This is a genomic window from Pseudoalteromonas sp. NH0006-46 (genome assembly GCF_057547735.1).
In genome coordinates, this window is sequence record NZ_BAAJML010000009.1 from 67,044 (window position 1) to 92,641 (window position 25,598).

The 25,598-nt window shown below is 39.9% G+C and carries 20 protein-coding genes and 1 pseudogene; 12 read left to right on the forward strand and 9 right to left on the reverse strand.

Annotated elements, in window-relative coordinates:
- Nucleotides 1-92: 92 nt before the first annotated feature.
- Together AC27I2_RS15835 and AC27I2_RS15840 are read left to right on the forward strand one after the other, a co-directional pair.
- Nucleotides 93-791: a hypothetical protein gene (locus AC27I2_RS15835; protein ID WP_219422626.1), complete on the forward strand. Its 699-nt coding sequence runs from the start codon at nt 93-95 to the stop codon at nt 789-791.
- A 159-nt stretch (nt 792-950) separates the two neighbouring features.
- Nucleotides 951-1,694 carry a M12 family metallo-peptidase gene (locus AC27I2_RS15840; RefSeq protein WP_006793508.1) on the forward strand — a complete coding sequence of 248 codons (744 nt, stop codon included), beginning with the start codon at nt 951-953 and terminating at the stop codon, nt 1,692-1,694.
- A gap of 150 nt (nt 1,695-1,844) precedes the next feature.
- On the opposite strand, the gene AC27I2_RS15845 is transcribed toward AC27I2_RS15840, so the two are convergent.
- Nucleotides 1,845-3,068 (reverse strand): alkaline phosphatase family protein, encoded by a 1,224-nt coding sequence (locus AC27I2_RS15845; protein ID WP_219422625.1) that lies wholly within the window; start codon nt 3,066-3,068, stop codon nt 1,845-1,847.
- Nucleotides 3,069-3,259: 191 nt separating this feature from the next.
- Here AC27I2_RS15845 and dgt point away from each other — a divergent pair, with 191 nt between their 5' ends.
- Entirely contained in the window at nt 3,260-4,726 is a 1,467-nt protein-coding gene (gene dgt, locus AC27I2_RS15850; protein WP_487204828.1) for a dGTPase, read from the forward strand.
- 170 nt (nt 4,727-4,896) lie between these two features.
- Nucleotides 4,897-6,480 carry a cell surface protein gene (locus AC27I2_RS15855; protein WP_487204829.1) on the forward strand — a complete coding sequence of 528 codons (1,584 nt, stop codon included), beginning with the start codon at nt 4,897-4,899 and terminating at the stop codon, nt 6,478-6,480.
- Between the two features lie 1,524 nt (nt 6,481-8,004).
- On the opposite strand, the gene AC27I2_RS15860 is transcribed toward AC27I2_RS15855, so the two are convergent.
- Nucleotides 8,005-9,102 carry a Fic family protein gene (locus tag AC27I2_RS15860; protein ID WP_487204830.1) on the reverse strand — a complete coding sequence of 366 codons (1,098 nt, stop codon included), beginning with the start codon at nt 9,100-9,102 and terminating at the stop codon, nt 8,005-8,007.
- A 966-nt stretch (nt 9,103-10,068) separates the two neighbouring features.
- Nucleotides 10,069-11,136 carry a hypothetical protein gene (locus AC27I2_RS15865; protein ID WP_487204831.1) on the reverse strand — a complete coding sequence of 356 codons (1,068 nt, stop codon included), beginning with the start codon at nt 11,134-11,136 and terminating at the stop codon, nt 10,069-10,071.
- A 485-nt stretch (nt 11,137-11,621) separates the two neighbouring features.
- On the opposite strand from AC27I2_RS15865, the gene AC27I2_RS15870 reads away from it, so the two are divergent.
- Nucleotides 11,622-14,774, forward strand: coding sequence for a DEAD/DEAH box helicase (locus AC27I2_RS15870; protein WP_487204832.1), 3,153 nt, complete (start codon nt 11,622-11,624; stop codon nt 14,772-14,774).
- Between the two features lie 22 nt (nt 14,775-14,796).
- Nucleotides 14,797-16,224 (forward strand): competence protein CoiA family protein, encoded by a 1,428-nt coding sequence (locus AC27I2_RS15875; protein WP_487204833.1) that lies wholly within the window; start codon nt 14,797-14,799, stop codon nt 16,222-16,224.
- A gap of 310 nt (nt 16,225-16,534) precedes the next feature.
- On the opposite strand, the gene AC27I2_RS15880 is transcribed toward AC27I2_RS15875, so the two are convergent.
- Nucleotides 16,535-16,837 (reverse strand): hypothetical protein, encoded by a 303-nt coding sequence (locus AC27I2_RS15880; RefSeq protein ID WP_182736617.1) that lies wholly within the window; start codon nt 16,835-16,837, stop codon nt 16,535-16,537.
- Nucleotides 16,838-17,025: 188 nt separating this feature from the next.
- Here AC27I2_RS15880 and AC27I2_RS15885 point away from each other — a divergent pair.
- From AC27I2_RS15885 to AC27I2_RS15895, 3 genes and pseudogenes are all read left to right on the forward strand, one after another.
- Nucleotides 17,026-17,241: pseudogene (locus tag AC27I2_RS15885) on the forward strand (DUF3427 domain-containing protein); the annotation flags it as partial.
- A 24-nt stretch (nt 17,242-17,265) separates the two neighbouring features.
- Entirely contained in the window at nt 17,266-18,027 is a 762-nt protein-coding gene (locus AC27I2_RS15890; RefSeq protein WP_487204834.1) for a hypothetical protein, read from the forward strand.
- A gap of 93 nt (nt 18,028-18,120) precedes the next feature.
- Complete coding sequence (locus AC27I2_RS15895) at nt 18,121-18,867, forward strand: sce7726 family protein (protein WP_487204835.1); 747 nt, start codon at nt 18,121-18,123, stop codon at nt 18,865-18,867.
- Between the two features lie 7 nt (nt 18,868-18,874).
- Here the strand turns inward: AC27I2_RS15895 and AC27I2_RS15900 are convergent, their stop codons facing one another.
- From AC27I2_RS15900 to AC27I2_RS15910, 3 genes are read right to left on the reverse strand one after another with little or no spacing between them, the layout of a single operon-like run.
- On the reverse strand, nt 18,875-19,987 hold the full coding sequence (locus tag AC27I2_RS15900) for a beta family protein (protein WP_487204836.1): 1,113 nt from the start codon (nt 19,985-19,987) through the stop codon (nt 18,875-18,877).
- A gap of 1 nt (nt 19,988) precedes the next feature.
- A complete protein-coding gene (locus AC27I2_RS15905) occupies nt 19,989-20,486 on the reverse strand; it encodes an ImmA/IrrE family metallo-endopeptidase (RefSeq protein WP_487204837.1) in 498 nt (165 codons plus the stop codon).
- Nucleotide 20,487: 1 nt separating this feature from the next.
- On the reverse strand, nt 20,488-21,069 hold the full coding sequence (locus AC27I2_RS15910; protein ID WP_487204838.1) for a hypothetical protein: 582 nt from the start codon (nt 21,067-21,069) through the stop codon (nt 20,488-20,490).
- A gap of 44 nt (nt 21,070-21,113) precedes the next feature.
- Between AC27I2_RS15910 and AC27I2_RS15915 the strand changes: the two genes are divergently transcribed.
- Nucleotides 21,114-21,284, forward strand: a complete 171-nt coding sequence (locus tag AC27I2_RS15915; RefSeq protein ID WP_487204839.1) for a hypothetical protein — start codon at nt 21,114-21,116, stop codon at nt 21,282-21,284.
- A gap of 212 nt (nt 21,285-21,496) precedes the next feature.
- Here the strand turns inward: AC27I2_RS15915 and AC27I2_RS15920 are convergent, their stop codons facing one another.
- Nucleotides 21,497-23,035: a S24 family peptidase gene (locus tag AC27I2_RS15920; protein WP_487204840.1), complete on the reverse strand. Its 1,539-nt coding sequence runs from the start codon at nt 23,033-23,035 to the stop codon at nt 21,497-21,499.
- Nucleotides 23,032-23,631 (reverse strand): class I SAM-dependent methyltransferase, encoded by a 600-nt coding sequence (locus AC27I2_RS15925; RefSeq protein ID WP_487204841.1) that lies wholly within the window; start codon nt 23,629-23,631, stop codon nt 23,032-23,034. Before AC27I2_RS15925 ends, AC27I2_RS15920 begins: the two co-directional genes overlap by 4 nt.
- 332 nt (nt 23,632-23,963) lie before the next feature.
- On the opposite strand from AC27I2_RS15925, the gene AC27I2_RS15930 reads away from it, so the two are divergent.
- Nucleotides 23,964-24,707, forward strand: a complete 744-nt coding sequence (locus AC27I2_RS15930) for a transporter substrate-binding domain-containing protein (protein ID WP_487204842.1) — start codon at nt 23,964-23,966, stop codon at nt 24,705-24,707.
- Nucleotides 24,708-24,746: 39 nt separating this feature from the next.
- Entirely contained in the window at nt 24,747-25,481 is a 735-nt protein-coding gene (locus AC27I2_RS15935; protein ID WP_487204843.1) for a substrate-binding periplasmic protein, read from the forward strand.
- Nucleotides 25,482-25,598 lie beyond the last annotated feature (117 nt).

Genomic DNA, 25,598 nt, shown 5'->3' on the forward strand with positions numbered 1-25,598 from the left:
ATACATTAATACTAAACAAGCAAACTTGATCTAATCACTCACTTAGTATAAAAGTAACAAATAGTTAACCAAAAACACCAAAAGAGAAACAAATGAAGCGTTTAATCATTGCTGCCGTTGCTACTGCGGTACTCGCATTCGCCATTTACAAAGTAGTAATTGAGACCAATAAAGCCGAGGAGCCTATTGCCCCAATCGCAATCGATTTTGTACCTATTGATCTGCAAAAAACACGCACAACCAAAGCACCAGCGCCTATTGATATGAGCAAAGATCCGATAAAAGCAACGCCAAAAATAGAGCAAACAGCCCCTTTTGAAAGCTTTGACGCGGTGAATCGCTTGTCTGACCGTGCAAAAGCAGTACTTACCGATGCCAAGGTGCTGCCTACCGATCTTAATAACGAAGCCTACATAGAGTTTGACCTAGCCAGTTTACAGGCACTTAAAACAGGCGAAAATTTTGACCTAGCTATTCCACAAACAACCGAAACTTACACCGCCGAAGTCACTAACGTTATTGAGTCAGCCAATGGCGACAAAAGCATTTTTGGAAAAGTACTTGGCGTTGACGGACGTATGCACAACACGGTACTTACTGTTGGAAAAGACGCTGTATACGGCCAATTTACCGCGCCTTCTGGTAACTACGTATTTGAAAGCAAAGGCCAGTACGGCTGGATAGCAGCTAAACGCGATTTATATAAAAGCCATATTGAGCACAACGTGAGTGCCCCACAACCAAAAACCAATAGCGCTGCCGATATGTTTGCCCCTAAAACCGACGGCTAACTACCTATTCCGCTCGCTCAATTAAGTGCTATCGCGGATTACTAGTACCTAATTTTTTATATTAAGCCCCATTAAATGGCTGCTTAAGCGTGCTCGTTATGCTTAAGCAAAATTTAATAATAACTATATTAACCACTACAAGAGTAAGGAAATACAACAATGAAGAATGTAATCATAAAAACGGCAGTAGCCGCTGCATTGTGCGCTGCAAGCACAGCACAAGCAGAGACAATCGATATTGGTATTTTATATACCGACCAATCGGCTGCAGCAACCAGCAATATTAATACAAAAATTAACCAGCTGATTGCGTTTAGTAATCAAGTTTACAGCCAAAATGGTGTAGATATCACATTACGTTTAGTGGGTTCGCAAAACTTAGGCGACTACGCAATTACACCGTCTGAAGACTGGCTTAATGCAGTAACAAACAGCAGCTACGTAGATAACCTGCGTACAGGCTGGAAAGCCGATATGGTTGCAGTACTGGGTATGGGCCAAAGTGCAGGTGCTGGCTTAATTTCATGTGGTTTAGCATGGGTTGGACAAGGTACAAACGGCAACCTTTACAGCTCAATGAGCGATCGTATGTACTCAATCACGGCGATTGACTGTGGCGCAAGCACATTTGTACACGAGCTAGGCCATAACCAAGGTTTAGCGCATTCACGTAAGCAAGGTGATACGTCGGGTGGTGTTTATACAGACGGCATGGGCCACGGTGTACAAAATGAATTTGCAAGTATCATGGCGTACCCACAAGTATTTGGTAGTGCAACTCAGTACGATTACTTCTCTAACCCAAATTGGAGCGTAAACGGTATTCCTTACGGTATTACAAACCAGGCATACGCAATTCGTACTGTAACGGCAACAAAAACAAGTATTGCTAACTTTAAGTAAGTTAGTAAAAAGCGGGCCGATTTATTAGCCCGCTTACGTTATTTTGTTATTCCAATCCGTTTAATTAAGTGATTTATTTTAGCCCCTAAAAATAATCAAGTATTATTGCGGATTGGTATTAGTCCCTTTGGAGCGCGTTATGCGCTCTTTTTAATGCACAACCACCTTTTGCTTAATAGCCGGCATTAACGTTTTACCATCGCCATCTACTTTATTTAATAGCTTTAAGCCCATTACTTTTGCAAGCACCGGGTAAATGTCGAGGTTATTTACTTTTTCAAGGCTAACACCTTGTTTAAACGCAGGCCCAGTGGCAATAAACGTGGCCGCCATGTCGTCTGTGTAAGCATAACCATGTGTGCCAACATACGTCGATTTACCCTTACTTGTAAACACAGCCGGCGCGTTAGTTTGCGCAATAATATCGCCCACACGGCTCCCTTTATTATAATGATACCCAGCTAACTGCTCATCGGTTAACACTGTATAGCGGCCATTAGCCGCATCGCGCAAACGTGCTTTGTAATTGGCTATGTTAGCTGCGCTGGTTTCGGGCTTTGCGTATATAAGTAAGCGAGGCCCCGTGTTTTTAACTATAAAACCGTCATCGCTAGGTAACGTGTTTAGTAAAATACTTTCATTAGGATCAACAACCGCCATACCATGATCCGACACAATCACTAAATTCACATCCTGCTCTAGCTTACTCAAACGCGCTTGCAACTGCCCCATTAACGTATCGAGCTGTTTAACTGCATCGCGTGTTTGCGGTGCGTCGGGGCCAAATTCGTGCCCCATGCTATCTACTAACGAAAAATAACTCGCAACAAAGCGAGGGCGCTGCGCCTTAGGTAAGCTTAACCACTGAATAATTTGATCAACACGGCCTTGGTATTCACTGTGTTTAGAATAATGATAAAAATAGTCGGGGGTCATACCATTAAAACGCGCATCCGACTCAGGCCAAAAATACGCCGCCGACTTAAGCCCCTGCATTTTAGCTAAATTCCATAACGGAATACCCTTTACCCACGTGCTGTCGCCTAATGCTTTGCCCATACTGTAACATTCGTTATTACGCGCTTTGTCGCAAAATTTGTTATCAACAATGCCGTGATTTACGGGCAATAACCCAGTCACAATAGAAATATGGTTAGGAAACGTTTTAGTGGGGTAAACCGGTATTAACTTTTGTGCCCTTACGCCTTTTTCTGCCATGGCTTTTAAATTAGGTGCCCCGTGTTTTTCAATGTAATCCCATCTAAAACCGTCAATCGACACAAGCACTACGGTTTGCTCTTTTGCCGCAAACGCTAAATGACTAGTAAGCACCAAAGATGCCAATATCATTACCTTTAAAAACACATACTTCATTATAAATACTCGCCTACATTAAAATGCGTTAAATACTGAAAAATATAGCTTTATAATACAATTGAAGGGCCTTAAATGATACAAGCACCTGTACCTAACTCGTCTAGGTGTATATATTAACAAGTAAGTATTAAAAAAGAATGACACCGCGCACTTACTTTGCCAGTCGTCAACACCAAACAAGGACACCGATGACTATCGACTTTAGTAAAAAAATAACCCCCGCGCGCATGTACCGAACCACCTCTAATTTACAAATGGCGCTTGAAAGCGACCGTGGTCGCATAATGAACAGCGCCGCTATTCGTCGCTTACAACAAAAAACACAAGTATTTCCGCTAGAGCGAAATGCCGCAGTGCGTTCAAGGCTAACTCACTCGCTTGAAGTTCAACAAGTTGGCCGCTTTATTGTACAGCGTATTTTTGCCAACTTAAGCTACCAACAACAAACAGACTTTGGTTTAACCGACCTAGAGCGCCCGCTCGAAAGCCTAGTAGAAATGGCCTGCCTAATGCACGACATTGGCAATCCACCTTTTGGGCACTTTGGCGAAGCCGCAATAAACCACTGGTTTAATTCTAATTTAGCCAGTGTTACCCCCGAGCGATGCCGCGAGCCAAACACCGGCATTGGTGTTATTTTTAAGCACTTAGCGCAAGACATTTGCAACTTTGAAGGCAATGCCCAAGGCATTCGTATTATTCATTCATTACAAACCCTAAACCTAACTTACAGCCAAAGTGCTGGTATTTTAAAATACACCCGCCCAGCAGGGCTTGATATAAAAGACATCCCCCAAAATAAAAACTACTTAATGAAAAAAGTAGGCTACTACTACAGCGAAAAAGCCTTTATAGAGGCATTACAAAACGAATTAACCATAGAGCCATACTGCCGCCATCCGGCCAGTTACATAATGGAAGCCGCCGACGATATATCGTACTGCCTAGCCGACATAGAAGACGCCGTAGAAAAAGGCATAATAACCATTGAGCTACTGTGCACTGTACTTAAAAATCACTATCAAAAAGTACTTATAAACCTAACCATTGACGACACAGACCACCAAGACTTTGTTAGCAAAGCCGTAGACTACGCACTCGAGCGAGGCAAAGCACAACCGTATAACTTTAATAGCGAATTTTTTATATACCTGCGTGTTGCCCTACTGCACCCGTTAGTTAACCATGCAGCCAAACGGTTTATAGAAAATATAGAGCCCATTTATCACGGCGACTTTAACCACGCCCTACTAGAAGACCGAAGCCACTTGCACGCCGTAACACAAACGCTTAAACAAGTTGCCCTAGCGCATGTGTTTTCAGATAAAGAAGTAGAAAAACTTGAGCTACAAGGCTACAGAATCATTAACGGCCTACTCGACAGCTACAAACCGCTACTGCAACTAACAAGCGACGACTTTAAACGCGCCCTAAATGGCGACAAACGCCTACTCATCGAATCAAGACTTGTTAAAAAGCTCTCTAAAAAGCATTTAAACAGCTATCAACATGCCATAGACGCTATGCAAGAAGAGCCCGACCACTTTGCAGCCTACGAGTTTTATTACCGATGCCGACTAATTCAAGATTACATTAGCGGCATGACCGACCAATTTGCTTACGACGAATACCGCAGCCTTATGGTAATAAGCTAATACAAAATGGCGCCTACTTAGCGCCACTTAACAACCGCTGTTTAAGCGTTAACATTAAAACGAATTGAGCTTTGCCTTATTGGCTCGCTATTAAGCGTAAGGCTCCCCTAGATAATTTTTAATTTTACGCTTAAAATCAACTTATTAATGATTAAACGCTAACCACCCTTATGACCACTTTACTCACACGCCTGACGCTTTGTTTTGCCTTATTTTATAGTGTTAACAGCGCTGCTTATAACGAAGCAATGTGCATACTTATAAAGCAAGAAGTACAGCAATACAGTAATAACAAAACAAGCGAAAAATACCGTAAAGCGGCGCGTGATTACAAAAAAAATTGCAACAAACCTAAGCAAGTACTTACTCAAGCTAAACCCATAGTAAAAGAGCCTGAACCCAGTGTAATAGTAAGTCAGCCACAACCAAACAGTGTGCAACCCGCTCCGGTTATTGAACCTGAAAGTCAAACAACCGATGGGCTAATAGACGAAAAAACGCTTAACTTAACTGATGAACAAAAGCAGCAAATTAGCGACATGATTGACGCTAATGCAAGCGAAGTAACCATTGATATAGAGCCTACACAAACAACCCCCGTTGAAGCAAACGGGTCTAAAAACACAGCTGACGACCAAACGCTTGCAGAGCCAGTTGCCACGCTAAAACCTGAACAAGCATCAGAAAAAACACAAGAAGCAGCGCCAATTCAAACAACAGAGCAAGCAGCACCCGTTATACAAAACCCAGAACCAACAGTAGCGCCGGTGATAAAGCCAGCGCCAGTGATTGCCCAGCAACCAGCGCGCGAGCAACCTAGCTCGTTATTATTACCAAGTTTTGTATTAGTACTGGTTGTGCTTATTGGCGCAATGGTGATCATTCGTTTGCGCCGCGCAAAGCAAACCAATGCTAACGCCGCCGTTACAACAGCAAATACGCAAATGCAAAATATACAACGCGTTGAAAAACAACCAACCGAAGTAAAACCAGAACTACAGCAACCAAAAACCACACATAATACATTGGCACCCACAGAGCAATTAGCCACCGAAACAGCCGAACCAGCAGCGCCCGTTAATGACCCAATTAAAAATGAAACACCAAGCGAAGAAAAACCACAACCTAATACCGCCGAGTTTGAAGCCGCAGCCAAAACCACATTAGCGCGTATTAAAAACGCCAGCAGCTTTAACGAACCCCAAGTGCGCGACTTTGATCCAGATGCTAAACCAGTAAAAAAACAGCGTAAGCACAGCCCTGTGAAACCAGAGCCGGCACCAGTAACGCCGGTCGAAAACAATAAAGAGCCCGTAACACACACAGAAAAACCAGTAGAGCAAACACCTGAGCCACTGCCAACAAGTAAACCTACTACTTTAGATAAACCCGAATCAGATGCGCCTGCAATTAAAACCGAACACGACTTTAAAGAGCCCGAAGTACGTACGTTCGACCCTAATGCACCACTACCCGGTAAAAAGAAAAAACCACGCAATATAGAGCCGGCACAAACAATGCCCGAGCCACCAGCGCCAGAAAAAACACCTGAAACAAAACCCGACATTACAGAGCCGGCACCTGAGCCTAAAAAAGCAGATAACAGCAACCCGTTTGCCAACCTATCACTTGATGCAAGCTGGGACCCAAACTCAGCCGAAAAACCTAAAATAGAAGAAAAACAACGCGCCCCTAAATCACAAGCATTAATAGACGCAGAAGAACGCGCCAAAAAGTTACAAACAAAAGAGTAGCAACCTCACTCACTTCCCTTTGTACATCACGGTTTAAAAGCCAATGATTCACAAAGAGCTTAAGAGCCGCTGCGATTTAGAGTTAGTGATTTGATAAATGGCTGAGCATGCAAACTCGGCGTGTGTAAACCTAAATTGAACATTGGTTTTGCTCTACTCATTTACTCCTGATTCACTTCTCTTTGTGCATTATGGTCTTAAAGCAAATTAATCACAAAGGGGTTAAATTTACAGGTAGACGCGCAGCTTGCTGGCGTTTAAAAGCAACGCTTTTACTTATGCTATAAACGAAATTGTTTCACCACCGAGAAGTGAAGGAAAAGATCAGTAAAAATGACCAAACCAATCTTTTAAACTCTGTGTAGCGCAAAGCGCCTCAGTGTACTCTGTGGTGATATTTATTTTTTAAAAAGAAGCTACGCTTCTAACGTGAGCAAGCTCTACGTCTACAAAAACAAACTAAACATTGGTTTTGATCTTCTCATTTACTCCTCATTTTGTTCTCTTTGTGCCATTAAGGTTTTAAAAGCCAATGATTCACAAAGAGGCTAAGAGACGCTCCGCTTTTAGAGTTAATGAAAAAGCCCACCATTTACAATGCCGTGGCTGAATTTACCTGTAGACGCGCAGCTTGCTGGCGTTTAAAAGCAACGCTTTTACTTATGCTATAAACGAAATTGTTTCACCACCGATAAGTGAAGGAAAAGATCAAAAAAAGTAACTAACCAATATTTTATAACTCTGTGTAGCGCAAAGCGCCTCGGTGCGCTCTGTGGTGATATTCATTTTTAATAACAAGAAGCTGCCGCTTCTAACGTGAGCAAGCTCTACGTCTACAAAAATAAACTAAACATTAGTTTTGATCTTCTCATTCACCCCTCATTCGCTTCTCTTTGTGCATTAAGATTTTAAAAGCCAATGATTCACAAAGGGGTTAAATTTACTGGTAGACGCGCAGCTTGCTGGCGTTTAAAAGCAACGCTTTTAAGGGGTTATAAAGTAATTGTTTCACCACCGAAAAGTGAAGAAGAAAACCAGGAGAAGTGACTAACCAATATTTTTTAACTCTGTGTAGCGCAAAGCGCCTCGGTGTACTCTGTGGTGATATTTATTTTAAATAACAAGAAGCTGCCGCTTCTAACGTGAGCAAGCTCTACGTCTACAAAAACAAACTAAACATTGGTTTTGATCTTCTAATTCACCCCTCATTCGCTTCTTTTTGTGCATTATGGTCTTAAAAGCAAATTATTCACAAAGAGGGCAAGAGACGCTGCGCTTTTAGAGGTAGTGAATGTGCTTAATAATAGGAAACTTTACTTCTAACAGCAGCAAGCTCAAGATCTGTAATTAAATACCAGCGCTTGCAACAAACCCCGTAGGCGCAAAGCTTGCTTGCGCGAAAAGCGAAGCTTTTAATTATGAAACAATGTTTACCTTACGCTTTAGTTAAAGCATTTAGCACTACTTGTTTAACTTACCCCCCTATTTGCCTCAACCAATGAGTCAAATAACCATTTAATTGCCTCATTGAGCAACTTTGTAACGTGTACTGCGCCCACCGGCAGCTGTTTTTGATATGAAACCTAATGTTTGTAAATCGGCTAAATGCCGTGTTGCAGTCGCACGACTGACTTTAGCTACCTTTTGATACTGACTGGCACTAATTCCGTGCTCAAATTGGCCATCGAGTAATTTATTAATTACTTTTACTTGTTGCTCACTTAGTTTTGTTTGCTCTTTACTTGCCCAGTAATTGGTTTTAAAAACTGTTTGCTCAATGTTTTTAAGCGTATGGTGTATCGCATTATTAAGCGTATTTAAAAACCATTTAATCCACTGTGTTATACAAAGCCCCCCCCGCTGTGTGGCTTCTAACACCTCGTAGTAGCTTTTTCTATCGCCTAAAATAGCCACCGACATAGCATATAACCGGATAGACTGAGCATACTTTTGTGCTAAAGCCAGATCTGTTATAAGCCGTGTTATTCGCCCGTTACCATCTTCAAGCGGGTGTATTGTTACAAACCATAAGTGTGCGATAGCAGCACGAATAAAAGGGTCTATTTGTGGATCGTTTTGCGTCTTGTTGAACCAATCAAAAAATAGCGACAGCTCTTTGTTTATTAACTTTTTAGGTGGCGCTGTAAAATGTAATACCGGTTTATCTAAACGCCCTGATACCACCTGCATTGGCTCGTCACCTCGCAACTGCCCGCCCTCAATCTTAGTAAACAAGCTTTGCTCATCGGCAAATAATAAACGATGCCAGTTAAGCACCCTTTCTAAACCAAGCGCTGAATCTGTGTTAGTTATTGCATCAAGCATAATTTCTGCAAGATTGTCGCTTTGCACTGTTGTGGGATAAGGCTTCTCGTTAATATTGAGCTTTTTAGCGAGCGAAGAGCGAACCGAAAATGCATTAAGCTTTTCTCCCTCAATCGCACTAGAGTGAATAATATTTGCTAATAAAGTATCAAGAGCTTGCTGCTTTTGATGGGCACTTTGCACGCCCATACGGCCCACTAATAAGCCATGGTTATATGAAAGCTCCCTTAGTAAGGGAGCAAGCGCCGTATCATCCCACGTAAAGTTTGGCCAGTTTTGTTGTTGCCATATCCACATAGTCGTTTGCCCTTAAGTTAGTTAGCTTCAGTCTATATGATTTAATCGCCTCATTCAATGAGGCGATTAATGACATTAATTGCCTCATTGTTTTGCAAGCACCACCACTTTTTAAATTATAGGCAACCGTAATTTAAATATTTGTAGATGCAATTTTACTTCGCGCTTTGATTTTTAACCGAAAGCGTCGTGTATTCGCCGCCCATGGCGAAGTCGCACCTTTGGCAAGAAGCTGCGCTACTAACGTGAGCAAGCTCTACGTCTACAAAAACAAACTAAAATACCGCTTGTCACTTTGGCTACTCATTTACTTTTCATTTTGTTCTCTTTGTGCATTAAAGCCCTAAAAAGCCAATGATTCACAAGGGGTTAAATTTACTGGTAGACGCGCAGCTTGCTGGCGTTTAAAAGCAACGCCTTTAAGGGGTTATAAAGTAATTGTTTCACCACCGAGAAGTGAAGGAGAAAACCAGAGGAAGTAACTAACCAATCTTTTTAACTCTGTGAAGCGCAAAGCGCCTCGGTGTATTCTGTGGTAATAAAAAGATCACTTAACCCTGTCACGTTGGCTGCTCATTCACCCCTCATTCACTTCTCTTTGTGCATTAAGATTTTAAAAGCCATTGATTCACAAAGGGGTTGAATTTACCTGTAGACGCGCAGCTTGCTGGCGTTTAAAAGCAACGCTTTTACATTTAGCGGATTTATTCGTATACGTAATTAACTCACCACCGATAAGTAAAGGAGAAAACCAGAAGAAGTGACTAACCAATCTTTTCAACTCTGTGTAGCGCAAAGCGCCTCGGTGTACTCTGTGGTGATATTTATTTTAAATAACAAGAAGCTGCCGCTTCTAACGTGAGCAAGCTCTACGTCTACAAAACCAAGCTAAATTCACTCTGGCTTCTCATTCGCTTCTCTTTGTGCATTAAAATTTGCCCCGCGCTTTTAAATCAACAACACAACTTAATAAACAGGAATAAACTCGCCCTTAACCTGCTGCGACGCCTTAAACCACACCAAATACGCCTGCTCGTAATCTATAAAATAGGTAGAAAGCGCATTTAAAATCACCTCATTCTCAAGCGTATTGCACGGATTTTTAGCCTCACCCTGCACAATCGCCTTTAACAACCTTCTGCCATGCTTATGCTGAATAAAAAACGCCAACCAATTATTCGCATTTGCGTATAAATCACCACGGTAAGACTGCTGCTCCCACAACGATTCTGAATCAATTAACGATCTAAATTCCATATACGTTCGGCGCACACGGTCAGTAGGAATAGCAATAGTCCGTTTGGTTTTATAAATCAGCGTATTTTCAAAAACCTCAGCTATTCCCTCGTTTAACCACCTAGGGGTACTGCCAATTAAATTAAAATTAATAACATGCATTGCCTCGTGTATGGCTACGCGCAAACTACCTTGCGGATCGGCCGGGTCAAACCTCACCAACGCCGTATTATTTTTACCAAAATAAATCCCCGCATTGTTGCTTGGTAAAGCCCCAAAGCGCGACACATAATCGTCGTAATAATGATTAGGTAATACAACCAAGTTCATTAAAATGGGTTTGTCGGGGTATAAACCAAATAAGTTTTGATACTTCTCGTATGCTTCAAATAAACGAATACGCAGCGTTTTATGGTAATCGCTATTTACATTAGGGGTAATTAATTTAACCGACGTATATGGCCCAATATCAAACGTTTCGCTAGTGAAATCGAGATTATCGTTTAATTGCGACAACTCACTTTGCGCGTATTCAAGTTCTTCTGGGTCGTGCACCAACTCGCAACTATTTTGTTGCACTGGAGCAGCTTTTGGCTGGGCTTTAGCTTTATTGGCTACATTACCAACACGCTTGTTATTAACAGTTTCAGTAGTATACACATGCGTATAACTCTCACCACTTTGGGCTTTATGCGTGTCATTATTTACTAAAATCACTGCGGTATTAGGTTTATAAAAAAAGTGTAAAATCAGCAGCATTACAGCTAACAACACTACATGACGTGTTTTTATTTTCATTAAATTAGCCCGGCATAATAGTTAAACCACAATACTTAAAAAATAAAACTCACACCAGAGCTAACGCTAAAAATAACTAAAGTGTCATGGTTATTAAGTTATAAGCATAATAATTAATTTGCAGGCGCAGGGATTGCTTGCGCGAAAAGCGCAGCTTTTAAATTGTATTTACTTATATCGCGTTGGCGATGGCAACCAAAGAGAAGTAACCGCCGACTTCTCTTTGGAATCTCTCGGCGCCCCGAGGATCGCACTTTTTCCTCAATTTAAATTAATGATATGAACGTAAACGCGATGAAACACGTCCGTGTGCAAGCATCGCTTAACGCGCATCCATGCGCTGCTATTACTCATCATTAATTCAATTTCGGGTGTGATCACGGGGGGGATTTTCTTGGCATTAGCCTTTAATTCAAAATGAGTTAATGCTTGTTTGCATTACATTTTTTAGTAAACTAACTACTCGCAAACAAGGAGTGGTTTTAATGCAGCAAATTGGTATTTACGAGCAGTTAATTACGCAAGTAATTGAGCAAAATTTAAATCGTGACCAATTTTATGTGGGCGAACGCCAACTAGAATCGGCAGAGGCGGCTACGTGGCTTTCGCGTTTTTTAGGCAAGCTGGTTGAACATGCTATCGATGCAATCCCTAATTCAAGCGAGCGTTTGCACGAGCAAATTAACCTAGCAAACAGCCTTGTGCATTGGCTTAAAGATCATATTCGCGATGACGAGCTGATCGACGAAAATCTTATCGACAGCCAAGGGCGTATTCTCACCGCACTGTTTAATACCCAAAACCCCATTGCCGCCAATCTTAAAGATTACTCTCACGATATTTTTCCGCTAACAGGGCTTACCCAAAGCGAATTGTTTAGCGGCGCGAATGCGGGTATATCGCTAGAAACCGAGCTAAAGCGGGAGATAAAATCATCCGACACTATTTACTGGCTTGTCTCATTTATAAAATGGACGGGGCTGCGCATATTTAAAAATGAGCTTGAAGCCTTTACCAAAAGCGGCAATAAGCTCAAAGTTATTACCACCTCGTATATGGGTGCAACGGATGCAAAGGCGGTTGAGTTTTTAGCAAACTTGCCAAATACGGAGGTAAAACTTAGTTACAACAATCAGCAAGAGCGCTTACACGCAAAATCATACTTGTTTATGCGTAATACGGGTTTTCATACAGGGTATATTGGCTCGTCTAACTTATCGCACTCGGCGCTTACCAGCGGCCTTGAGTGGAACTTAAAAATTACCGCACAAGAAATCCCGCACATAATAGCTAAAACCAAAAGTACCTTTGAAACCTACTGGCAATCGCCAGATTTCGAACTGTTTACAGGCAAAGCTGAATGTAAAGAAAAGCTCATAAATTCACTTAACGAGCAACGCGGTGTTGGCCAAGCAAGCAGCCAATTTTATTTTGATATAACACCAAAAACGCATCAGCTCGCTATTTTAGAAAAACTAAGCGTTGAGCGCAGCGTGCATAATCGCTTTAAAAATTTAGTGGTTGCTGCAACGGGCACGGGTAAAACAATAATATCGGCGTTCGACTTTAAAACCGTTTACGACAAAAACCCAAATGCACACTTTTTGTTTGTAGCCCACCGAGAAGAAATACTAAAACAAGCGCAAAGCGCTTATCGTGGCGTGCTTAAAAACAACGACTTTGGTGAGCTGTGGGTGGGTAACTACAAACCACAGCGCTATAACCAATTATTTGCATCAATCCAAACGCTAAACAGCCAAATTGAATCGCTCAATTTAACCCGCGATTACTACGACTACATAGTGATAGACGAAGTACATCACGTTAGCGCTACCAGTTATCGCGCTATATTAAATCACTTTACGCCCACAATATTACTTGGCTTAACCGCCACACCAGAGCGACAAGATGGTGCCAATATACTCGATGATTTTTGTGGCGTAATAGCCGCTGAGATTCGCTTGCCCGAGGCAATAAATCAACGCCATTTATGCCCGTTTCAATACTTTGGATTAGATGACGACACCGACCTAAGCCAAATAGCATGGCGCGGCGGCCGTTACGATATAACCGAGCTAAGTAACCTTTATACAGGCGAGAACAGCCGCGCTAACAAAATTATATCCAGCCTTGCTGATATCGTAACCAATGTTCACAACATTAAAGCGTTGGCATTTTGTGTAAGCCAAAAACACGCTGAATTTATGGCTAAAAAGTTTAACTTAGCAGGCATAAACGCCGATGTACTGACCAGTAAAAACACTAATGAGCGCGCAGCCAAACAACAAGCACTGCGACAAGGTGAAATACAAATACTGTGTGTGGTTGATATTTTTAACGAAGGGGTCGATATTCCAGAAGTCGATACTCTGTTATTTTTACGCCCAACGGAAAGCTTAACGCTGTTTTTACAGCAACTCGGCCGTGGTTTGCGTTTACCCGTTAACAGCCAAAAACAGTGCTGCACCGTACTCGATTTTGTAGGCAACGCCCGCCCAGAGTACGACTTTGCCAGTAAGTTTCGCGCTCTCATTGGTAAAAGTAATCAGCCAATAAAAACCGAGATTGAAAACAACTTCCCGCATTTACCACTGGGTTGCCGTATAGAGCTACAAAAGCGCACACAACAAACAATATTAAAAAATATACAGCTAGCTATAAATTCTAAACGCCGTTTACAGCAGCTGATAAATAGCTACTCGCAAAACACCAATGATGCGCTAACGCTTAGTAACTTTTTACGCATAAACCCACAAGTCACGCTTGAAGATATATACAAACCAAAAGACAGAAAACTCGGCGGCTGGCACTGGTTAAAAGGTGATGAAATACCCGCAGACCAAGCCGATATTTACGCCGCGTATTACCGCGCAATCAACACCCAATTACTCGTCTGCACTTCACTTAGTTACTTAAGCTTTTTACGTGATTTATGTAATAACGACTTTAGCTTTACCCCAACGCCACAAAATCAACAATACGCGCTAATGGCGCATTACAATTTTTGGGATAACACAGGCACAAGTTTAGGCTTTAAAACGCTTGAGCAAAGCTTACAAGCCCTTAAACACAAAGAACTACAACAGGAACTTGCCCAAGTAATCGCGTTTTTAATAAACCGCATTCATCAACAGGAAAGCGATTTAGCGTGCTTACCTAATCACGCAGTAAAGTTACACAGCCGCTACACGCGCCAACAAATACTCGCCGCGTTTGGCGCACACTCGTTTGAGCAAAAGTCATCTGCTCGTGAGGGTGTTCTTGTATTCAACGACCAAAACCTCGAGCTACTATTCGTAACACTTAATAAGTGTGAAAAAACCTACTCGCCCACCACGCTGTATCATGACTATGCAATCAGCCCCAGCCTGTTCCATTGGCAAACGCAAAACAGCGCCCGCCCAGAACACGGCCGCGGCCTAAGTTATATTCAGCACCAACAAACAAGCAAAACCATCCTGTTATTTGTGCGCGAACAAGGCAAAGACGAAAACGGCCGAACCATGGGATTTGTAAACTACGGCGAGGTTAAATACCAAAGCCATAATGGCAGCCAGCCGATGAATATAACGTGGGAATTAACCAACCCCATGCCAAGTGAAATGTGGCATGAAGCTGGAAAATTGGCAGTTGGGTGATAATTTAAAATAAGGATGTTTAATGAGCCATAACTATAAAATGACGAGGGCATACAATGAGCAAAACTGGATCACGAGTATTGATGATGTTCAAAGAGGCCTAAAATGTAATTGTACTTGCGTTGATTGCGGATCACAGTTAATTGCCAAAAAAGGAGCTATACAAGCAAACCATTTCGCCCATGCTCCAGATGATCAAAAAGCAAAACACTGTAAATGGAGCTACGAAACAGAGCTTCACTTGTTAGCCAAAGAAATACTTAACAACAATAAAAAACTAACAATACCAATTGGTAACTTTGACCCTTATAACTTTACACTTATTTTTGATAATGTTGATATTGAAACTCCCATTGATAATTCAAAACGAATTCCTGACGTTATTGGCTATTCGAAGGGTGAACAGATTTTAATTGAAATAGCGGTATCACATTTCTGCGAGGCTGATAAAGTCAAAGAATACAAAAGCTTAAATAAAAATGCTATAGAGTTCGATTTTAGTAATTTTGTACCTACCTCTGAGATAATAACATTAGAAGAAGTGAGTGAGTTATTTGAAAACTCAAATGCAAAATGGCTAAGTATAGCTCCCGCTGGTTATATCGGTGAGATCTGTCATGCACATGAGCGTCAATTAATTAAAGATCTGATGAGTAAACGAGATAAATTTTTAAGTGAATTCGAACATGAAAAAACAAGTTTATATTCAGCCGTAACGTTACTCAGAGAACAACTACAAGATTTATCATATACCAAAAATAATCTTGAGGTGCTTGTAAAAAACGACGAAGAAAAAATTCGTAGTGCTTATAGAAAAGAATATAAAGGGCTTGTAGAAAATATTAAATATGCTTCACAAAAACTAGCTCAGATAAATGAAAACATAGCGTCCAGATCAAATCTTAAAAATGAAATAGATGCGTATGAAACTAGACTAAGAAGCGAACTGAATCTGAAAAACCAATACTTAATAAGTAAGAAGAAAAAACTACTAGAAGATATTAATCAATTAAACAGTGTTAAAAGTTTTACCATTAAAGAAAATAAAGAAAATGCTATTAAGGCATTTCAAAAAGAAAAAAAGTTTTTAACTGAACAATTTAATAAAAGCCTAGAGAGTGAAGTCAGTGAGCTTTCTTTTAGGAAGTTAAAATTAGAATCCGAAATAGTGCAGTTATATGAAGACAGAGATGCAGTTCAATTGCTAGTAAATGAGAAAGAGTTGCTACTAGAATCAATCACAGTACAAAAATACGAAATCGAGAGTGAAAGAGAGCGATTAGAATTACTAGAAAAAAGCATCATAAAACAAAATCGGCTTTATCTAAATGCAGCAAAAAATATTGAAAGAATTACGCCCGATTTGAAAGAGTTAACACGCAAAGCCGGTATTCCTTGGCCATTTGCACATGACTTAGTTGATGAGTTAAGCAAAGAAATTAAACCATAATCCTTGAAATTTTAGGATATTAAACAAAAAGACAGCTTTTGTATCTACTAACTAAACTATGGGATTTGTAAACTACGGCGAAGTTATGTACCAACACCACAGCGGCAGCCAACCGATGAATATAACGTGGGAGTTAACAAACCTCACGCCAAGTAAAATATGGGATGAGGCAGGGAAGCTAGCGGTTGGGTGATGGATTTTAAGCTTGATCACCCTTAACTGCTATGTGCCGATAGCAGACTTTAGTAACCCTTCAATAAGCGGCAGACACGCTTTTCCGGGAGTCTGACTTCAGTGGTTGCTATATGTATCACAGCGACGACCAAATAAGTGAGCCTGCAAAAAATGTTATTCCAAGCACGATAGATAAATACACTGCCCAGCGAATAATCTCACTTAATTTTGCAGCTATAACACCTACTAAAACAGCCGAGCCAATAATTATGGAAAATCTCATTAATTTTAGGTCAATTTTTCCATCTGTAATATTTGCTACAACAAACCCAGTACACAATGCAGCTATGACAAATATCCATACTTTCCAATTTTCTGATTGATGCTCAGAGAGCTCTTCATCTGATAAATATGAATTTCCAACACGATGTCTAGCCATTAAATTCTCCTTTTCCATGTCAAAACATATAACACTTTATTAGTGATACTCTAGAAGGTAGCATATCTTGCAAGGTTTCGAACTACCATAGTTCGCTTTTCAGTCTTTGCCGAAATTCTGAACCGTGCCATGAGCAGATATTGAAGACTCTTAATGTGTGAAGTCAAGATTTGACCCTATCCGCTTTTAGTTATATTGAACATCAAAAAACAGGTAAAACCATTCTGTTATTTGTGCGCGAACAAGGCAAAGACGAAAACGGCCGAACCATGGGATTTGTAAACTATGGCGAGGTTAAATACCAAAGCCACAACGGCAGCCAGCCAATGAATATAACGTGGGAGTTAACCAACCCAATGCCAAGTGAAATGTGGCATGAGGCTGGGAAGTTAGCGATTGGGTGATGATTTTTAATTAGAGGATTGTAAATGAGTGATTTTTTTCAAGACACCAAAATTGTTGCAGCTCTAATTACAGCTGCAACGGCCTTAATAATTGCGACTACAGGTGCACTTGCTTTCTTTTATAGATCTCGACGAGATGATAAAAGAAATGCAAAAAAAGTATTATTCCTACTACTAGAAATACGTCATGCTATCAAGTTAAAAACTTTACCCATTGATCAAGTTGCTAAAGAGTACTGCGAGTATGCTGCCAAAAAACTTAGTTCATTTATTCCTGAAGAATCAAATATCTCTGTAGAGAATTTTGATCTTCAACCTATAAAGAAGCAACTTTCAGAGCAACTAGCGTCTATAGAAGAAAGCCTTACTGACAGCGTAATACCTGCACTCAATGATAAATTAACTGACTTAGCCGAAGATAACCCAATCCTAGCTTTTAAAATTCGAGGGCGAGATAATTTTTTAAAACTATTTGAGACTTCAAAGACCCAAATAACGAATTTTGCCATACCAAATACGGAGTTATCATCTGATATTGAAAAAGCTTTATTAGAACGTATTGCAAAAATAATGCTTATCCGTGTAGCAAAAGAAAGTAATCAGCATATAGATGATGCTATCCATGAAATAGCTAGATATTGTGGGCGAAATCAGTTAAGAAAGTGGCAAAAATTAAAGCAGGAAACAGCTTCAGAACATGGGTTCGACTTTACACAATTAGATGAGCTCTTTGAAAGCTGTCGTTTAGCTATCATAGAATTAGAAAAAGAAGTATTAGAAATATAAACCTCAGCACTCATTACAAGTAATATTTATAGCTCAACAAAGATCAAATCTATGCTAAAATCTAAGATGTGATTGTAAGTATTGAGTTTATAGATGAGTCGTTCTGAAAGGTTACTTGAGAGTGATATTAAAGCATTAATATTGAACCGTTTAAAAGCTAAAAAATTAATTAATTCAAAAACATTGTTGATGAATGAATTAACAATTGGAAACTTTGCTCGACGAGTAGATCTTGCAATTTTGCATGAAGGTAAACTTATCGCTTTTGAAATTAAAAGTGAAGCTGATTCTCTAACAAGGCTTAATGGTCAATTGAGCACTTATCAAAAGTATTTTGATAAGGTAATTGTCGTTGCTGACACCAAATTCATTAAAAAATTGAAAGTTCTAGTGCCTGATAATATAGGGCTATGGGAAGTAAAAAAACCGATAATAAAAGTAATCAAAAGGGGAAAGTTAAATAAAAAAATTGAGAACTCAAAGCTCTTAGATTTCATGGATGTAGTTGATATGAAAAAATTAGCTTCTCAAGTTAAAATCGACTCAAACAACTCCCGTAGCTCTCTTGAAAATGCACTACTGCCAATCCCCAATAGTACTTTAAGAAAGGGAGTATTATCTACGATTGACCGTAAATTTTCACTAATATCCAGTAACTTTTTAGCAATGGTTGGTAATGATTGTATCTCTAATAATCACATTCGCTATTTAAGTCGTTACCACAGGGATAGAGCAATACAAAAAGAAGAAGCTAATAAAGCTAGAAGCTTTTGGCTTGATTTCGACTCTCACATACAGCATCTTAAAGATGACATTAAGTCAATGAACTCCCTGACTTAGCACTTAATTAATCAACCCAATCGTCATCTGTATCATCTACAGTCAGAATTTCATCATAATGGAGTTGTGTATGTAGGTGTTTATTGATTCGAACAGCAGTTGCTTTCATCGCGTTATTAATACCGTAGTCATCCCCTTTACTTGTTAGTTCTATTATATAATTAGCCCAAAGTCCTAAATCACTCTCCCAATATGGCTCAAGCATTATTTTTTGTGCAATTAAGGTATATAATTCTTTCTTTTCTTCTTTTTTAAGCTCACTAGATAAGCTTGCATTATCATCGCTAAACTCCATACGAATAAAATTCCACTCATCCTTACATGAATAATCTATCCTAGGTGGTGGGACTCCCGCGCCACCACTCATTTTTGTAGCTCTTGTACTTCCACGATCAGAATATATTAAGTCTGGAAAGTCTATTTTTAGCTTATTGTATAATGCTCGTTCATAAATAGTATTTACGCTTCGATAATAACCGCCAAAACCATCAGGAAAAGACGTTGAGGAGACGCTTAATAATGCATTTGGTAAAGCTTCTTGTATAACTCTTAAATAATTAGCTATATCTTCTTTTGCATCAACTTGTGCTTTTGTGATCTGTTCTAAGTCCAAGACAATAAATAAGTCTTGAATATTTACGAGCTCAGGTAAAATATTTTGAGTTACTTTTGATTCTATATCGAAAGGCTTAATTATAACGACCACCCCTCTTTGCAAAGAAGCTAATGTATTTAATTGATAAGCAAACCCACTTAAATCTTTCAATTGAACAGAAGGTATGCAGTTATCATGCTCTTTTATAAAGTCACACCAATTTTTATAACCATTGCTCGAATCAATAAGCTCTTCAAGTTCAAAATGTACCTGCCTGTATTTAGCCTTATCTCTCTTGGCTAAATCTAAATAATCAATATCAGCGATCCAATAGTTATTTTTCCCAATCGTCGACTCTATCTTCTCAATGGTCTTGCTCAATTCCTTAGTTGTCGCCCAAGACTTTAGTGGGAATATCGGCAGAATTAAATCTTTATCTTTGTTTGGTAGCTCCTTCAACGCGTTAAGTTCTGATGGACTAATAGATAAAATTGGGGAATACTTATATTTGAAATCTGTAAACATATTAAAATCCTTTTTTACCTAGTCGTATTTCCATTGCAGGTATTGAAAGTTCAGCAAGATTAGCCAAATACTCTGTTTTAACTTCCAGTCTTGTATTAGATGGAAATTCAATGCTTTCAATCAAAGAAAATGGCATCACAATATCGGCTGCGAGTCTATTTGCCTCAACTTCTAATTTATCCGATAAAGCAGACCTAAATAAAATAGTGTCCTCTATACCATCCTTCAATTTATCTCGATGAAGTAAAAAATGTGCAATTTCATGAGCTAAAGTAAAGCGTTGACGACCTAAAGAATCATGTCGATTGATCTTAATTAACACTGTACCATCTTCTTCTTTTATTTGCCCCGAAATCCCTGGTTTTAAAGTTGACCTTTTAACGACTATATTAAAAGCATTAGCAATTGCACCTACTTTAACCGGGAATTCGCGTTGAAAACTAAGAATAATATTAACTTGTTCATCGGTTAACCTGTACCATTCTTGACAAACTTTCATATTAGGAATCCTCAGAGTTATCAGGAAAGTCTTCTGTTGACAAAATACCTCTATATACAGCTCTTTCAACAGCAGAATTTATAACATCATTAAAATCACCATTTTCAATCGCCAAAGTTAAAGCAGCTTCTGATTGCATGATTGAATCTTTTACCGAAGCATCTACAGACGCTGTCTTTATATTTCTATAACCCCAAAATGCCAGTAATGCTATACCGACACCTAAAACAGTGACTATAACTGCTACACAAGCAAGTAAAAAACTACCCCAACTATGTTGTGATACATTCAGCTGAATATCCTGCTTATTTTGAGATATTTTTTTTCTATTATTGACTAAATCTATTGCTAGGCCGCTAGTGTGATTTACAATTTCAGTATTATTGGCTTGAATAGCATTAACAGATTGATGTAAATCTTTAAGTTGAGTTTCTAAGCTTTGGTACTGCTTTTCAAGTTGCTCATACTTTGTCTTTATATCAATTTCGTTTTTTTTGATTTTAACTTCAGTATCCTGCTGCGCACAACACACCGAAGAAAATAATAGAAAACCAATTACATATCTAGTTTTAAATATTTTCATTTTTCACCTTGATTTCTTCGAATCTAAAATATCTTTATTTTGCTATGAACACCAATCTACCAGCACACTCCAAATTCCCCGTGATCACACCTGAAATTGAGTTAATGATGAGTAATTTACAGCATGGATGCTGTACAAAGCGTAGCTTGGCCATGGATGGCCTATCTACGCTGGTTACGTTCACATCATTAACGCAAGTTGAAGATCAAGTGTGATCCTCGGGCGCGCCGTGGGATTCCAAAGGGCGGTCGGCGGCAGCCGCCCTTTGGTTGCTATCGCCAACGCGATAAAACCTCGAATAGAGGTCTTAATCCCTTAAATCTTCACACCAAAACATAATTTATAAACGCCGTAAACTTCATCAACAAAAACCTGCGCTTTTCGCGCGAGCAAGCTCTGCGCCTACAAGTTAAAGCGCGACTATAAACTACTCTGCAACCACTTGTTTAAAGCGTGCGAACGTTCGCATGCTTTCATCTGCAATCATTACCTCGTAATCTGGGTTTTGAGCTATTAGCTCATATTGCCCGTTTGGTAATTTATTAACTTTGCGCAGTAAATACTGCCCATCTCCACTGATATCATCTCGCTCTATCGCGACTATTTGGCCGCGTAGCGATCCGGCTCTATCGGAAGTTATAAGCTCAAGTAGCAGTAAATCACCATCAAGTATTGGGTGTTTACCACCATTCATAGAGTTGCCCGAAGCGCGTGCTAAAAAATGCACGTTTGGGTCAAGCTTGCCTGCACCAAATGGCGCGTCTAAATATTCAACATCGCTGCTATCGCCTGTTTTAAAATGCCCGCAAGCAATTTTAATATTGGGGAAATACGGCAGTTTTAATGTTTGTTCAATGGGCTTAATGTTTACTGCGGGCTCTGCAACTTGATTTTGCTTAGCCAAGTTTTCGTGCGGAAACGTTACTATATCGGCTGTTGGCTTTGCTTGTTCAAAATAGTCTTTATTGGCGAGCCATAATTTAGCGCTGTTTGCTTGCGCTACTTGGTACGCCCAATTGCTCACTGCGAGTGACTTATCGGCATCGCAGTGAAAATACGCATTTAGTTCGTTACTAATAATTTGGCTGTTAACAACCAAGTTTTGATTTTGCCAGCGTTCGCGGTGTTGTTGCGCCGCTAAAAAGTCGCGTTTGTTGTTATTACATGCTCGGTGCGCTGCCACAAAATTATGGCCTAAATCGTTAGCGTAACGGGCAAACGGTATAAAGTGATCAACCTCCACATCGTTTTTCATTGGCTTTTGGCAATAAAAACACGTGTTTGATTGCAGCTCTACTAAAACAGGCTTTGCCTTGGTAAGTGCATTACGGTCTACCCCAAATAAAAACTCTTGTAGTTGGCTTTGCGGGCCAATTAGCGCTTGGTTGTGCTTTATACTCTGAATTTTTTGAAGCCATGCATTTTTAGCTAAGTACACAACTAAATCGTAAAAGCGCCTAAAGCAGCTCGCGATACCTGCATTTAGCGTAATAAATTGAGCGCTGTTTGTATGTGGGTATAAAAAGCACTCTTCTTGTTTGGCGAGGATTTGTAAGCGCCAAAGCGGTCCTGATTTTAGTGTTGCCATAGCCGCATTAAACGTGGGCTTATAAAACGGGCTTTGCTTAAGCTGGCGAAAGTTACGTATGTTGTTTTGTTGGCATTCAAACAATACGCTAATTACTTTTGATTGCGCGCCTGTATTTTGCTTAAGTAAGGCGCTTTCGCCGGTGTGCTCTGATGAAAACGGCATTGCATGATGCCAGTATAAGGTAATGAGTTTGTCGGCAAGGGTTGGCAACTCGATTACTAATTGGCTTTGCTCTGATAGCAACGGCTGTTCTACACATACATCAGCAATGGCATGTAAAAGCGCAAACTTATAGGTAGCGCTAAAATCACCCTCAACGAGCATGCGTTGAATATACGCAATAAAATCGAGTTGTTGCTGCATTGCGCCAATCATAAAACAGGCACAGCTTTAATTAACGCATTAAGCCACACTTCACTTTCGCGCTCTGGTCGTTGGTCTATCGTTTGCCAGTGTTTTATTATTTTAAGCTCGGTGTGCTGAGTAATTAGCGCGGTTAAGCCGTCTTCATTTAAATCGGTAAATTCACGGCCATTATGCACGCGCTCTTGCGTGCCATATTTAAACGATACATACAAAACACCATTCGGTTTAAGCGCATTTTGTAGTTTTAAAAACACCTGAGGTAACTCTACTTTTGGTACGTGCAATAAACTAGCGCAGCACCAAATGCCATCGTATTTATTTACACATTCAAGCTGTTGAAAGGCTTTAACCGCTACAGGTTGCTGTAAGTAATTACTGGCTAACTTTGCAATCGCTGGGCTTGCATCAAACGCGCTAACCGTAAAACCTTGCTGTTTAAAATACATAGCATCGCGGGCACTGCCACAGCCTGCATCTAAAATATGGCCGTGTTTAGGGGTAAGCGGTAAAAACTCAGCGTAAAGCGCCGACATATCAACATTAAGCGTTGAGTCGCTAAAGGTTTGCGCGTTGTTATTGTAGTAAGTGAGTGTGGTACTTGGCACGATACACCCGCTCCTTGGCTAATCGTTTAACAGCTAAGCCGCTGTTAATATTAAATTCATTGGTGTTTAATCTACAGGAACATATAAATAAAATATAGACTTAGTAGTAGAATATTTTAAATTAATACGCCCTTTTTATTAATCGCCCGCGCACATTGCAAGTTTAACGATTACAAAATTTAACATGTTAGCTTAGCCTTCCCAACACGTTGATTATAAATACATAACTTTATAAACCCAGTGATGCTATTTACATGCTTATACAAAATTTACGGCTAAATTTTAAGGCTGGTTTATACTGTACCTATTGCGTTGCTAGCATGAGGGATATTATGCATAGATTAAAAAAATACGGTTTGTATTTGTTAGTAGCCCTCTCTTTTGGGAGTGGGGCTTGCGAAAAAAAGTTTTTTGTCGCGTCGCACGATACCTATTGGCCGCCTTACGTTATTGATGTTGACGGCCACGCACAAGGTAAAGAAGTAACGGCGCTTTGGCTTATTTTTGCAGGGTCGCCTTATTGCGTTCAGGTTGAGTTTTTACCCAATACAGAGCGCGCATTTGTTGAACAAACTAAAGGCCGAATGGATTTAGGGTGGGCAGCAAGCTTTACTGAAAAACGTGCAGAGCATGTTTATTTTTCGGATAGTTACCGCAACGAGGTTATGTGGTTGTATCAGCATACAAGTAAACAATACAACGTTAAAAACCTGCAAGATGCGTTTGCACAAGGCTACACCGTGGCCGCTCATGCGGGTAGTTATTATGGCGAGCAATTTGAGCGTTTAAAACGTATTTACCCAAAACAAATTATTTTTACTGGTGCGGCAAAAAGGCGTTTTGCTTTATTAGCTAAACAGCGGGTCGATTTTATAATTGAAGACCAGTTAGTGGGCGAGTATTTTATAAGCCAGTCAAACAATATTAAGCGGGTAAATACCACAACCTATGTTAACAAAGGCTCTATTCATTTAATGCTGAGTAAAAATACCTCTACCTTGCAAGATGTAGTTGAAGTTAATAAATTAATACAAAGCAGAAAAGCACAATTAGAAGAACTGTTTGAAAAATTATAACTATACATACACTAAAAACCCTTCACAAAAGGCTGTAGTTTGAAAATATTGCTGTTTATGACCCTTGTTACTTTTAGTGCATTTAATGCCTGGGGATGCACTAAAACGTTAACGGTGGCTACCAACGAAAGTTACTGGCCGCCTTACGTCATATTAAAAAACAATACGCTGGGTGGTACCGAAATAGACGTACTTAACGCTATTTTTAAAGGCTCACCTTATTGTTTAAATTTTAGTGTGCTGCCTAACTCGTTACGTGCATTTGAAGAGCTAAAACAGGGCCGTGTTGATTTAATTTTTGCTGCTAGCAAAACTGCTGAGCGTGCAGAGTATGCTTACTTTACGTTACCTTATCGTGTTGAAAAAATGCTGCTGTACAAACATGCCGACTCGCCCAACGTACACAGTATTAACCAGCTATTTAGTCAGTCGCTAACTGTAGGGGTTAACAGGGGAAGTGTTTTTGGTGAGGCGTTTGAGCAATTGCGCTTACAGTATGCTGAGCAGGTTGTACTTACGAGCGAGTCTAAAAAACGTTTTGGTATGCTTAACAAGCAGCGTATTAATTATTTAATTGATGATTCGTTAGTGGCGCAGCACTTTACTAAACAGTATTCAAACATTATGCCGGCGGCGTTGGTTAAGCCTATAAATGTAAATAATGTGCATTTTATGCTGAGTAAAAAAACGGTAACCACTGACGATATAACGGTTATTAACTCGTATATTATTAATAATAAGGCAGTTATTGAGCGTATTTACCAAAACCACTAATACTTTAAATTAGTTAACCTTGCGTGCTTATTGGGTAAATTTAAGGCCTTTTGCACCGTTTGTGTGCGTTTAGCTTTGGTTATAAATTAGCTGCCTTTTACCTTTCATTAGTAGTGG